The organism is Virgisporangium ochraceum, from assembly GCF_016863655.1.
GTDB lineage: Bacteria > Actinomycetota > Actinomycetes > Mycobacteriales > Micromonosporaceae > Virgisporangium > Virgisporangium ochraceum.
The window spans coordinates 174,797-188,068 of the sequence record NZ_BOPH01000043.1; the positions used below are offsets into that span (position 1 = coordinate 174,797).

The window sequence follows — 13,272 nt, forward strand, 5'->3', positions numbered from 1 at the left end:
AGAGGTGGTCGTCACGACCGCTCCTGGCTACCCAGCCTGCGCACTGCGGCGGCGAACGCGTGGCCGCGGGCCTCGAAGCTCGTGTACATGTCCTTCGACGCGGCGGCCGGTGCGAGCAGCACCGTGTCGCCGGTCGTGGCCAGCCCGGCCGCCGCGCGCACCACCTCGTCCATGGCCCCATCATCGGTGGTCGACACGTCGACGACCGGGACCCGCGGCGCGTGTCGGGCCAATGCGGCACGGATCAGGTCGCGGTCGACGCCGAGCAGCACCGCGCCGGCGAGCCGGCCGGCGACGGTCGCCACGAGGTCGTCGGGATCGACGCCCTTCAGCTGGCCGCCGGCCACCCACACCACCCGCGGGTACGCGGTGAGCGAGCCGACCGCGGCGTGCGGGTTGGTGGCCTTGCTGTCGTCGACGTACGCGACCCCGTCGACGGTGGCCACGTGCGCGTTGCGGTGCGGCTCGGGCCGGTACCCGGCGAGGCCCCGGCGCACCGCGTCGACCGGCACGCCGAACCAGCGGGCCAGGGCCGCGGCCGCCAGCGCGTTGGCGACGTTGTGGGTCCCCGGCGGCCGGATCGCCGCCGCCTCGATGATCTCGACCCCGTCGGCGTCGACGAGCATCCCGTCGACGAGCCCGAACCGCCCGTGCTCCCACCCGGCGACGGTGAACCCGACAGCGCCGGGGACCGCGGCGAGGAGCCCGGCCACGAGCGGGTCGTCGAGGTTGCCGATCGCCGCTCCCGCGCCGCTGCGGGCCGCTCGCCAGACATTGGTCTTGGCGTCGGAGTAGTGGTCGAACGTGCCGTGCCACTCGAGGTGGTCGGCGGCCAGGTTCAGGAAGGCACCGGCGGGCGGCGCCATCCGGCTCGACCAGTACAGCTGGAAGCTGGACAGCTCGACGGCGAGCACGTCGTACCGGTCGGCGCTCTGCGCGTCCACCAACGGGACCCCGACGTTGCCGAGCGCCGCCGTGCGGAGACCGCCCGCGGCGAGCATCGCGGCGAGCATCGTGACCGTGGTGGTCTTGCCGTTCGTGCCGGTGACCGCGAGCCACGGTGGTGCGCCGGGTCCGCGCAGGCGCCAGGCCAGCTCGGGTTCGCAGTACACGTCGAGCCCCTGCGCGAGGGCGGCCACCACGAGCGGGTGGTGCGGCGCGAACCCCGGCGACACGACGAGGTCCTGCTGCTCCTTCAGCTGGTCGAGCCCGACGCCCACCGCTGTGCGGGCACCGGCCGCGGCCAGCTCGTCCAGGGCCGGCACCGCCTTTTCGTCGACGACGGTGACCTCGGCACCGGCGGACAGCAGCGCCCGCGCCGACGCCGTACCCGCCATCCGCGCTCCCGCCACGAGCACCCGCCGCCCGGCGTAGCTCACGCGCCCACCCCACCCCGCGCACACACGACGCTCGATCCGGTGCGGTTCCGCGCCCGGACCCCGGACGCCCGCGCATAAACGACGCTCGATCCAGTGCGCCCCCACGGCCGGAACCCGCACCGGATAGAGCGTCGTCTATCGAGGACCCTCACGACGCGCCGCTCATCTCGCGGAGGAAGTCGGCGTAGAAGAGGCCCAGCGCGGCCGCCACACCCAGGCCGGCCACGATCCAGAACCGGATGACGACGTTGACCTCGCTCCAGCCCGCCAGCTCGAAGTGGTGCTGCAACGGCACCATCCGGAAGATGCGTTTGCCGGTGGTGCGGTAGGAGCCGATCTGCATCACCCAGGTCACCGTGATGATGAAGTACAGCACCGTGATGATGGGCAGCAGGAACACCGTCCGCGTGGCCACCGCCATGCCGGCGATCAGCGCGCCGAGCGCCATCGAGCCCGTGTCGCCCATGAAGATCTTCGCCGGTGACGTGTTCCACCAGAGGAAGCCGACGCACGCGCCGGCGCACGCGCCCGCGATCAGCGCGATCTCCAGCGGGTCGCGGGAGGCGTAGTCGTAGGCGCCGCGGTAGCTCTCGTCGTTGACCCAGTGGCGGTACTGCCAGAACGCGATGCCGGCGTACGCCACCAGCACCATGATCGACGTGCCGGTCGCGAGACCGTCGAGGCCGTCGGTCAGGTTCACCGCGTTCGACATCGCCATCACGATGAAGATGAACAGGATCACCGCGCCGACCTTGGTGATCTCCAGGATCTCGATGTCGCGGATGAACGAGATCGTGGAGCTGGCCACCGTCAGCGGCTCGGGGCCCTTGCTGGGGAAGTACAGCGCGATGATGCCGAACGCGGCACCGATCACCGCCTGGCCGATGAGCTTCTTGCGCATGCTCAGGCCGCCGCTGTTCTTCTTGCTGACCTTCAGGTAGTCGTCGATGAAGCCGAGGACGCCGTGGAACACGAACAGGCCGAGCAGCACCACGGCGGTCGCCGTCGGTCCGGTCGGCTTGAGCTGCGCGTCGGGCAGCGTCGTCAGGGTCAGGTGACCGGCGATGTAGGCGATCAACGTGCCCACGATGAAGACGACCCCGCCCATCGTCGGGGTGCCCTTCTTGGTGAGGTGGGTCTGCGGACCGTAGTCGCGGATCGGCTGGTCGGCCTTCAGCTTGATGAACTGCCGCATGGCGATCGGCGTGCCGAAGATCGACACGAGGAACGCCACCACACCGGCGACGAACACCGCCCTCATGCCATCGCTCCGCTTCGCTCCGCGATCCATCCGGGCATACCTGAGCTGATGATTCGCTCGCGCAGCTCGCTCATGCGTCGGCCTGCGACGTGTCGGGCGGAGTGGGATCCGTGGGCCGCAGCGCGTCGACGACCTGCCAGGTGCGGTACCGCGAGCCCTTCACCAGCACCACGTCACCCGGCCGCAGCCCGGCATCGAGCCACGCGAGCGCGGCATCCTGATCGGTCACCTCAACCGACTCCCCTCCCCAACGTGCTACGGACGCCGCGCCGGCCGTGTACGCCGGCGCTGTCTGTCCCACGGCGACGAGCCGGTCGACGCCGAGGTCGGCGGCCAGCCGGCCGACCTCCTCGTGCCCCGCCCGCTCCTGGTCACCGAGTTCGGCCATGTAGCCGAGCACGGCGACGGTACGCCGGCCGGCCGCGATCGCCACCAGCGCGCGCAGCGCGGCGGCCATCGAGTCCGGGTTGGCGTTGTACGAGTCGTCGATGACCGTGACCCCGTCGGGCCGGTCGAAGACGTCCATCCGCCGCTCGGAGGCCAGCCGCAGCCCGGTGAGGACGTCGGCCACCTCCGCCGGCGACAGCCCGAGCCGCAGCGCCACCGCGGCGGCGAGGAGGGAGTTGCCCACCTGGTGCCGGCCGGCGGCGGCGAGCCGCACCGGGGTGGCACCACCCTGGTAGAGCAGCGTGTAGGCGGCCCGGCCGCGCTCGTCGAGGGTCACGTCGAGGGCGCGCACCGCCGCCGCGGCCGACTCCCCGGCGAACACCACCTCGGCCCTGGTACGGGCCGACATCGCCCGGACCCGCGGGTCGTCGGCGTTGAGCACCGCGATGCCCGCCGGCGGGAGCGCCTCGACCAGCTCGCCCTTGGCCTCGGCGATCGCCTCGACCGAGCCGAACTCGCCGATGTGCGACACGCCCACGTTGACGACGACCCCGATGTGCGGCGGCGCCAGCTCGCACAGGTACCGGATGTGCCCGACGCCGCGGGCGCCCATCTCCAGCACCAGGTACCGGGTCTCGGCCGTGGCCCGCAGCACCGTGTACGGCAGCCCGAGCTCGTTGTTGAACGAGCCGGCGGTGGCGATCGTCGGTCCGAGCCGGTCGAGCAGCCCCGCCACCAGGTCCTTCGTGGTGGTCTTGCCCGACGAGCCGGTCAGGCCGATCACGGTGAGGTCGGGCAGCCTCTCCAGCACGGCGCTGGCCAGCCGGCCCATCGCCGCCCGCGCGTCGTCGACCATGATCGCCGGCGCGTCGACCTTCTTCGTCGCGAGCAGCGCGACCGCGCCCTGCTTGAGCGCCGTCTCGGCGTAGTCGTGACCGTCGACGCTGGCCCCGTCGAACGCGGCGAAGAGCCCACCGGGCCCGACCTTGCGCGAGTCGAACTCCACGGTGCCGGTGACCGTCACGTCCGGGTCGGCGCCGACGAGCGTGCCGTCGACGGCCGAGGCGACCTCGGCCAGTGTCATCGGGATCACCGCTGACCCCCCACCGGCTCGTCGGCGCCGGTTTCGGAGCTGTCGGCGCTCGCCTCCGCTCGCGCGGGCCCCGGGGCCGGCGCGCCCCCCGCCGGTCCCCCCTTTGCCGCCAACGCGGCCGCGAGCTCCACGCGGTCGTCGAACGGACGGACCTCGCCGTTGATCTCCTGGCCGCTCTCGTGGCCCTTGCCCAGAAGAGCGACCACATCGCCGGGACGCGCGAGCGCGACCGCCGCCTCGATGGCCTCCCGGCGACCGGCGACCTCGCGGACGTCGCCCCCGGCGGCACCGGCCAGCACCTCGGCGCGGATCCTCGCCGGGTCCTCGGTGCGCGGGTTGTCGTCGGTGACGATCAGGACGTCCGCACCGGCCGCCGCGGCCGCGCCCATCAGCGGGCGCTTGCCCCGGTCACGGTCGCCGCCGGCGCCGACCACGCAGATCACCCGGCCGGTGCCGATCTCCCGCAGCGCGGCGAGCACCGCGATGATCGAGTCGGGCTTGTGCGCGTAGTCGACCACGCCGAGCACGGGACCGAGCTGTCCGACGCGCTCCATGCGACCGGGCACGCCCGGGCAGGCACCGACGCCGTCAGCGGCCGTCTGCGGGTCGATGCCGGCCGCGGCGAGGATGGCGATCGCGAGCAGCGCGTTCGCCACGTTGTGCCGGCCCGGCAGGCCGACCCGGGCGTTGACCGCGACACCGCCCGGGCCGAGCGCGGTGAACCGCTGCCCGTACCCGTCGGGCCTGACCTCGACGGCCCGCCAGGTCGCGTCGGCGGCGCCGAGCGCGGAGTAGGTGACCGTCGACGGGCGCACGAGCGGCGCCTGCGCCGGGTCGTCGAGGTTCAGCACCTCGATGCCGCTGCGCCCGTCGAACAGCTTGGCCTTCGAGGCGAAGTAGTCCTCGACGCCGGGGTGGAAGTCGAGGTGGTCGACGCCGAAGTTGGTGAACCCGCCGACCGCGAAGCGCACGCCGCCCACCCGGCCGAGCTTCAGCGCGTGGCTCGACACCTCCATCGCGATCGCCTTCACGCCACGCTCGACCGCCACGGCGAACAACGCGTGCAGGTCGGTCGCCTCGGGCGTGGTGCGCACGCTCGGCACCGTGACGTCGCCGAGCCGCGTCTCGACGGTGCCGATCAGCCCGGCGGGGATGCCGGCGGCCCGCAGCCCGGACTCCAGCAGGTACACCACCGAGGTCTTGCCGGCGGTACCGGTGACGCCGAGCACGCTCAGCCGCTCGCTCGGCGCGCCGTACACGCGGGCCGACACGGCTCCGACGGCCTCGCGGGGGTCGTCGACCACGAGCACCGGCACCTCGGAGGTGATCATGGCCGCACCGGCGGGGTCGGTGAGCACCGCGACCGCGCCGGCCGCGACGGCCTGTGCCGCGAACTCGGCGCCGTGCCGGCGGGCACCCGGCAGCGCGGCGTACAGGTCACCCGGTCGTACCTCGGTGCTGGCGAGCGATACACCGGTGACGGCGACGTCGTCGGGTGCCGCGCCAGGATCGTCGGACACTGCGCCAAGATCGAGATCGCGCAGCCGCACGGGCGGCACGCCAGCGGGTCGCGGATAGCCGGGCACGGGGTCAGACCATACCGGCCCACCCGCGGTTCGTTCAGCATGGCCGCTGTACCTGGACACTAGGCGGGCGGGTACACCTGGAACACGGGCGCCGGCGCACCCGTCGGCGGCACCCCGTACCTGATCAACATGAACTGCATCATCTCGCGGAACGCCGGCGCCATCGAGGCGCCGGTGATGTCGAGCCCGTAGGCGTACACGGCCACGACGTACCGGGGCGCGTCGGCCGGCGCCATCCCGATGAACGACGCGACGTAGCCCTCCGTGTACTTGCCGTCGACCACGCGACCGCCGGTACCGGTCTTGCCTGCGACCCGGTAACCCTCGATCGCCGCCTGGTTACCGGTGCCGCCCTTGACCGCCACCGGTGCCTCGAGCAGTTCCCGCAGCTCGCGGGCGTGCTGCGGGTCGAGCACCTTCCGGGTCAGCGGCGGTGGCGCCTTGGCGAGCTTCCCGTCGGGTCCGATCAGGCCGCTCACCAGCCGCGGCTGCACCCACACGCCGTCGTTGGCGATCGCCGCGTAGGCGGCCGCCATCTGGAGCGGGGTGGTCGACACGCCGTTGCCGATCGGGATCGTGCCGTGGCTGGAGCCGTACCAGTCCTTCGGCTCGCGCACGAGGCCGGCGACCTCGCCCGGCAGGCCCTCGCCGGTCGGCTCGCCCAGCCCGAACCGGCGCTGGTACTCGTAGACCTTGTCCTTGCCGAGCGCGTCGGCCACCCGGATCGTGCCGATGTTCGACGAGTACGCCATGATGCCGGCGATCGTCACCGGGGTCTCCTTGGTCTGCTTGTTCACCGAGTCGACGAACTCGCGGTCCCCCTTGACGATCTTCGGTCCGACGAAGACCGACGTCGTGGGCACGATCTTGCCCTCCTGCAGGGCCGCGCCCATCACGATCGCCTTGTGCGTGGAGCCGGGGTCGACCAGCATCCCGCTGCTGGTGTCGAGCCACAGCTCGGAGTCGGCGGGCGGGTCGGCGGCGTCGTAGCCGGGGAAGCTCGCCTGCGCGATCACCTCGCCGGTCTTCACGTCCATCACGACCGCGGCGCCGATCGACGCCTTCACCGCCTGCAGCCGTGCGGCGAGGATCTGCTGCACCCGGAACTGCACGAACCGGTTGATGGTCAGCTGCAGCGACGACCCCGGCCGGGCCGGCCGGGCCTGGTGCAGGCTGCCCGGGATCTCCCGGTCGAGCTTGCCCTGGCCGGACTCGAAGACCCGCAGGCCGTCCTCGCCGCGCAGCTGCTCGTCGTACTTCTGCTCCAGCCCGGTGAGGCCCTTCAGGTCACGGCCGGTGAAGCCGATCACCGACGCGGCCAGGTCGTGCCCGGGCACCTCGCGGCGCTCGTCGCGCGCCACCCGGACCCCGGCGAGGTTCAACGCCACGACGGCGTCGCCCAGCTCGACGTCGACGCGGCGGGCCAGGTACTCGAACTGCACGTTGGTGCCGTTCTTGTGCTTGTGCGGGGCCAGCTTGGGCACCAGTTCCGACCGCGACACACCCAGCTGTCCGAGCACCGGCATCAACGCGTCGGCGGTCGCTTCGACGTCCTGCACCTGGGTCGGGTCGGCGTAGATGTACCGCGCCTCGACGCTGTGCGCCAGCGGCTTGCCGTCGGCGTCGAGGATCGAGCCCCGCGGCGCCGGGATCACCTCGCGCTTGAGCCGCTGCTCCAGCGCGTCGGCGGCGTAGGCGCGGGCGTCGGTGAACTGGAGCACGACCAGCCGGCCGCCGATCAGCGTGAAGAGCGCGAGGGCCAGCACCGTCGCGACGCGCAGGCGCCGCTGTGGTCGGCCCGGTCGCGGCGGCGCGAGGCCGCGGTTGATCTTCGGCCGGACCGGGGGGCGCTGCGCCCCGACGCGCGCGCTCCGGTTGGACCCGGCTGCGCGGCCGGTTCCCCGGGTGCCGCCGGTTGCCCGGCCGCGGTCGGCCGTTCCCCGGGCCCGGTCCGCCGTTCCCTGACCGCGGTCCGACGCTCCCCTACCGCGGTCCGGGGTCGCCCGACCGCGGTCGGTCGTCGCCCTGCCGCGGTCGGCGGTGGACCTGCCGCGGTCCGCGCGTCCCTCCTCGGCCGCGCGACGGCCCTGGTCCCCCCGACGGCCCTCCGCCCGACGGCTCTGGTCCGACCGCCCTCCCGCCAGCACCTGCAACGCCGGCCGGAACGGATCGCGACCCGCGCGCTCGGCCGCGCTCTCCCGCACGGTGCGGCCCCGCGGCGTGTACCGGCGCGCGTCGGCCAACGCGCTCCGCTCCGGGCGGTCACCCGTACGCCGGCGCGGGTCGTCCCGCGGTGGGTCGTTTCTCGGCACGATCAGCCTCCGGACCATCCAGCGTGTTCACGAGCGGGGGGGCGTCGCGGTTCCCGGAAGCCCGGAGTCCGGTCCGGGACTCCGAGCCTCCAAGATCGCCTAACGATCGGGCCGGCCTGACGTGGCCGGGTGGGCCGGTCCGTCCGGGCGCCAATCCCGGTCGGTGCCCCACCCGGCCGGATCAGCCGGCGGGCTGGGTGGCCGGCTGCCCGGCGACGCTGGCCGGACCGCTGGCCGGCTTCGGCACGCCGAGCTGCCGCCCGTCGGGCAGCCGCAGGAACGCGGGCGACTCGGCCCGCACCAGCCCGAGCTGGCGGGCCGCCGCGGCCAGGTTGCCCGGGCTCTCCTTCTCGGCGATCTCGCGCTGCAGCCGCTGCTCGTGCTGGTCGAGGTTGCCCTGCTGCGCCTTGAGATCGTGCAGGTGGAACGCACCCTCGTTGATCTTCGTGTTGATCACGAGGATGCCCAGCACACCGACGACCACCACCGACAGCACCAGCGCGACGAACGGCGCCCGCGGCGCCGACACCGGCAGTGGCGGAACCACCGAGATCCCGGCGCGGTCGCCCGCGCCCCCGGCCGGCGCCGACCGACGCGCGGGCCGGCCCGACGCGGTCGCCCGCGCGGTTCCGTGCTCCACGGCGGGCCGGTGCTCGTCGACCAGCTCCTCGGGCTCCGGCGCGACGTCGCGGACCGCGGACTCGGCCGGACGGTCCGGGCGGTCCGGGCGGTCCGGGCGACGCCGGCGCGTCGGCTCCACGGCGGGCGACAGCTGCAGCGCGGTGGCGCCACGGGTCGCGGCCAACGCTTCCCGGCCGCGTCCACGTACGTCGTCGATGGAACGCCCGGTGCCGCGGTGCGAGTAACCCGCCGACCTGCCCCTGTCGACCGTGCGATCGCCGAGCCGCTCACTGATGCGGTCGCCGACCCGGTCGACGGCGCGGTCGCCGCGGACGGGACGCCCTGTGCGGGCCCCGTTCGGGTTACGGCCTGGCTCAACCCTCGTCATTGCTGTTCACCCCTTCCGTCGTGCGGTGTTCCGCCGTCTCGTCTTCTTTTCCGTACCGGCGACGCCGGCCCGTCACGGGCCGGGTGACCGGTTGATGCATCCCCTTCACCTGTCTGGGCGGCCGGCCGGGCGGAGGGATCCGCTCGGCCGCCCGCAGGCGCGCCGACGCCGCCCGCGGGTTGGTCGCCACCTCCGCGTCACCCGCCACCTCGGCGCCTCTGGTGAGGAGCCACAGCGTCGGTGCGGAGCCGACGGGTTCAACCGGCAGGTCGATCGGTGCGCTCGACCGTGCCCGCTCCGCGAACGCCTGCTTGACCAGGCGGTCTTCGAGCGAGTGGTAGGACAGCACCGCGATCCGACCCCCGGGCGCGAGCGCGTCGAGGGCCGCCGGTACCGCCTCTTCCAGCACGGACAGTTCGCCATTTACCTCAATGCGCAGCGCCTGAAACGTTCTCTTCGCGGGGTTTCCACCAGTTCGTCGCGCTGGCGCCGGAATGCTGTTCCGGACCAGGTCGGCGAGGCGGGTCGTCCTGGTGAACGGCTCCTTCGCGCGCTCGCGCACGATGGCCGCCGCGATCCGCGACGCGAACCGCTCCTCGCCGTAGACCCGCAGGATCCGCGCGAGGTCGCCGGCCGGGTACGTGTTCACCACCTCGGCGGCGGTGATCCCCCGCGTGGGGTCCATCCGCATGTCGAGGGGTGCGTCCTGGCTGTAGGCGAAACCCCGGCCCGCCTCGTCCAGTTGCATGGAGGAGACGCCGAGGTCGAACAGCACTCCGTTGACCTCGGTGATCCCGAGCGAGTCCAGAACACCGTCAAGCTCGTTGTAGACCGCGTGCACGAGGTGTGTCCGGCCGGCGTGGCTACCCAGCCGGTCGCCCGCCAGCGCGAGGGCCTGCGGGTCCCGGTCGATGCCGACGAGCGTGACCTCAGGGAACGCGTCGAGCACCGCCTCCGCGTGCCCACCGAGGCCCAGCGTGGCGTCGACGTGCACGGCGCCCGGGCCGGCGAGTGCGGGGCGCAGCAGCTCGAGGCACCGCTCGAGCAGAACGGGTACGTGGATCCCCCGCGCCATGGCCGACCCCCTTGTAACGGCCCGGGTTCGCGGCCCGGACCGTGCCAGTGCCCCACCGTGTACCGCCCCGACGTGCGCAGACGCGCCCGTGGCCGGGAACCGGTTCCGGTGAGCCCGCACCCGGCTTCGCGGACCGGTGCGGTGTTACCCCCGTTGCACTGCTGTTGCCATCGGCGTGGCGAGTTGTATTCCCGACCGACTCCGGTGACCATGACGCCGTACCGCCAGATCCCCATCCGCTCTCTCGCCTGCCGCCGGGGAAGTGGCGTCAGGAGTGGAGCGGAGGGAGATCTCGCGGTACGGCGTGATTCCGCGTTCTGTAAGTGCTGCCCCGCTACTACAACCCGCCCGGGAGAACCCCCTCTTCGATGTCAGCGAATTCGTCTTCGCTTTCCGCGAGGTACGTCTCCCAGGCCTGCTTGTCCCAGATCTCCACCCGGGTACTTGCGCCGATGACGACGAGATCGCGGCCCAGCCCGGCGTACTCCCGCAGGTGGCCGGGGATGGTGACCCGGCCCTGCTTGTCGGGCACCTCGTCGTGCGCACTGGCGAAGAACACCCGGCTGTACGCCCGGGCCGCCTTGTGCGTCATCGGTGTCTCACGTAGTTGTGCCGCGATGCGACCGAACTCGGAGGTGGGAAACACGTAGAGGCAGCGCTCCTGACCCTTTGTGATCACAACACCTCCTGCCAGTTCATCACGGAACTTGGCCGGAAGGATTAACCGGCCCTTCTCGTCGAGGCGAGGCGTGTGCGTTCCCAAGAACACGCACGACACCCCCTCCCCGGGGCCGGCGGGCCCCCCGACCCACCAACGCGCTCCACTGTACTCCACTTCCCTCCACCCGCAACCAGAAACTCGGGATAGGCGGCGCGAGCCTGCCCAGAAAACCCCAGGTCAGACGGGGTGGTGGAGGGTGGAGGACCAAGGCTGGCATGCTCGGTCCAGATCAGGACAGTATCGATTCACCCATTAGATAACCGCCACAAAACGGTCACCCAGGCATGGGCCGGGCGCCCCTGAGGCCCGCAGTGGAGCGAAGTGGAGCCGTTTGGCAACCCCTGATGCCGCCGCTCCCCCACTTCCCCTCCACCCGCCTCCACCCACCCGCTCCACCCCACCGCCCTGACCGCCTCCGCCGGCCGCCTCCGCCGGCCGCCGACGAGCACCCGGCCACACCCGCCCGTCGGCCACGAGCTCCCTGGACCACCTGCCCGCCGCCCCGAGCACCCCGGCCGCACACGCCGGCCGGCCACGAGCACCCCGGCCGCACACGCCGGCCGGCCCCGAGCACCCCGGCCGCACACGCCGGCCGGCAACGAGCACCTCGACCACGACCGCCCGGCCACATCCGGCCGACCACGAGGCCCCCGACCCCGCCGGGCCCTCCCTTCCGCGCGCCCCAGGCCCGCCACCCCTCTCTCCCGCCACCCCCTCTCCCCCGCCCACCCCTCCCGCGCTCTCCCGATCCCGCCGCGATCTTGCAGTTGTGGCCGCCCCTATTTCGTGATTTGAGCGATTTAGCGGCGGCCACAACTGCAAGATCGGCGCGCGGAAAGGCAGGCGGAGCGCGCGGAAAGGCAGGCGGAGCGCGCGGAGAGGCAGGGGCAGACGCCCAGGCAGGGCCGCTGGCAGAGGCGCGGGCAACCGCAAGGGGACCAGGCTCGACACACGCCGATACGGTGACCGGCGTGACCCCCACCACGAGCCACCGGCTCGGGATCGACTACGGCACCACCCACACCGTCGCGTACCTGGAGACCGGTGACGGCAGTGGCAACAGAGCCCAGCCGTTGCTGTTCGACTCCTCGCCCCTGTTGTCGTCGGCGGTGTTCGCCGACCCCAGCGGCAGGCTCCTCACCGGACGCGACAGCGAACGCAGCGCCCGCCTCGACCCGACCCGGTACGAACCCAATCCCAAGCGCCGCATCGACGAGGCCATCATCCTGCTCGGGAACGACGAGTTCCCGGTGGCCCGCGTCATCTCCGCCGTGCTCGCCCGCGTGGCGTCGGAGGCGTCCCGCTTCACCGGCGGTGCGCCGGTGCAGGCTGTTCTCACCCATCCCGCCAACTGGGGCACCCACCGCAAGGACGTGCTGGTGCAGGCCGCGGCCGCGGCCGGCCTCACGTCGGTGACCGTGGTTCCGGAACCGGTGGCGGCGGCGGCCCATTTCACGGGGGTGCTGGGCCGCACCGTCGATCCGGGTGAGGCGCTCGCCGTCTACGACTTCGGCGCCGGAACGTTCGACGCGTCGCTGGTGCGGCTGCGGCCCGACGGGGCGTGGGAGCTTCTCGCGAGCGAGGGCCTCGACGACGTCGGCGGCCTCGACCTCGACGCGGCGCTCGTCGACCAGATCGGCCGCGTCGTCGCGCAGCGCGATCCGCAGCGGTGGCATCAGCTGGTCAACCCGTCCGACACGCAGGGCCGTCGGGCGTCCAGAACATTCTGGGACGACGTGCGCGCCGCCAAGGAGCAGTTGTCCCGCACCCCGACCGCCGCGGTCCACGTGCCCCTCTTCGACACCGACACCCACCTGACCCGCGAGGAGTTCGAGGCGGCCGCCCGTCCGCTGCTCGACCGCACCGTCGCGTTGACGGCGTCGCTGGTCGAGCGGGCCCGGCCCACCCGGCTGGCGGGCGTGTACATGGTCGGCGGCTCCAGCCGGATCCCGCTGATCGCGACGCTGCTCCACCAGCGGCTGGGCGTCGCACCGACGCTGATCGACACCCCGGAACTGCTCGTCGCGCAGGGCAGCCTCCGCGCCGTGCCGGGCGCGCGGGCGTCGTTCGCGGCGTCGGGTCCGTCGGCGGGTTTCGCGCCGCCGTCGGCGCCAGGGGCAATGGGACCGGCGGGAGCGCCGGCCGCGTTCGGCGCGTCATCCGGGTACGCACCCGCGGCAACGTCCGGATACCCACCACCGGCGCCCGCCGGGCACGGGTCGCAGGCGCCCGCCGGGTACGGGCCGCCGCCGGCACCTCCGGCGTTCGGTGGCGGCCACCCCTCGGCGGCGCCCGTCAGCACCCCGCCGGGCGCGCCGACCAGTGCGCCGACCCTCGGCATCCCCACCAGCGCGGTGCCCGCGAGCGGCGCGCCGTCCAGTGCCATGCCCGCGAGCGGCGCGCCGTCCAGTGCCATGCCCGCGAGCGGCGCGCCGTCCAGTGCCATGCC

Annotated in this window: 9 protein-coding genes; 1 reads left to right on the plus strand and 8 read right to left on the minus strand. The window is 73.2% G+C overall.

Annotation, left to right across the window (positions count from 1 at the left end):
* Nucleotides 1–11: 11 nt before the first annotated feature.
* From murD to mraZ, 8 genes are all read right to left on the minus strand, one after another.
* The gene (gene murD / locus Voc01_RS17820; protein ID WP_203928561.1) at nt 12–1,379 is read right to left on the minus strand and encodes a UDP-N-acetylmuramoyl-L-alanine--D-glutamate ligase; all 1,368 of its coding nucleotides are present in this window, start codon (nt 1,377–1,379) and stop codon (nt 12–14) included.
* Nucleotides 1,380–1,527: 148 nt separating this feature from the next.
* Nucleotides 1,528–2,640, minus strand: a complete 1,113-nt coding sequence (gene mraY, locus Voc01_RS17825) for a phospho-N-acetylmuramoyl-pentapeptide-transferase (protein ID WP_203928562.1) — start codon at nt 2,638–2,640, stop codon at nt 1,528–1,530.
* A 70-nt stretch (nt 2,641–2,710) separates the two neighbouring features.
* The gene (locus Voc01_RS17830) at nt 2,711–4,120 is read right to left on the minus strand and encodes a UDP-N-acetylmuramoyl-tripeptide--D-alanyl-D-alanine ligase (protein ID WP_203928563.1); all 1,410 of its coding nucleotides are present in this window, start codon (nt 4,118–4,120) and stop codon (nt 2,711–2,713) included.
* On the minus strand, nt 4,117–5,706 hold the full coding sequence (locus tag Voc01_RS17835; protein ID WP_203928564.1) for a UDP-N-acetylmuramoyl-L-alanyl-D-glutamate--2,6-diaminopimelate ligase: 1,590 nt from the start codon (nt 5,704–5,706) through the stop codon (nt 4,117–4,119). The genes Voc01_RS17830 and Voc01_RS17835 overlap by 4 nt, the downstream gene beginning before the upstream one ends.
* 59 nt (nt 5,707–5,765) lie before the next feature.
* Nucleotides 5,766–8,018, minus strand: coding sequence for a peptidoglycan D,D-transpeptidase FtsI family protein (locus Voc01_RS17840; protein WP_239160275.1), 2,253 nt, complete (start codon nt 8,016–8,018; stop codon nt 5,766–5,768).
* 181 nt (nt 8,019–8,199) lie between these two features.
* Complete coding sequence (ftsL, locus tag Voc01_RS17845) at nt 8,200–9,027, minus strand: cell division protein FtsL (RefSeq protein ID WP_203928566.1); 828 nt, start codon at nt 9,025–9,027, stop codon at nt 8,200–8,202.
* Nucleotides 9,014–10,102, minus strand: coding sequence for a 16S rRNA (cytosine(1402)-N(4))-methyltransferase RsmH (gene rsmH, locus Voc01_RS17850; RefSeq protein WP_203928567.1), 1,089 nt, complete (start codon nt 10,100–10,102; stop codon nt 9,014–9,016). The genes ftsL and rsmH overlap by 14 nt, the downstream gene beginning before the upstream one ends.
* A 337-nt stretch (nt 10,103–10,439) precedes the next feature.
* Nucleotides 10,440–10,871, minus strand: coding sequence for a division/cell wall cluster transcriptional repressor MraZ (gene mraZ, locus Voc01_RS17855; protein ID WP_203928568.1), 432 nt, complete (start codon nt 10,869–10,871; stop codon nt 10,440–10,442).
* Nucleotides 10,872–11,794: 923 nt separating this feature from the next.
* On the opposite strand from mraZ, the gene Voc01_RS17860 reads away from it, so the two are divergent.
* The coding region (locus Voc01_RS17860) for an Hsp70 family protein (RefSeq protein WP_203928569.1) at nt 11,795–13,272 on the plus strand (1,478 nt) is incomplete at its 3' end.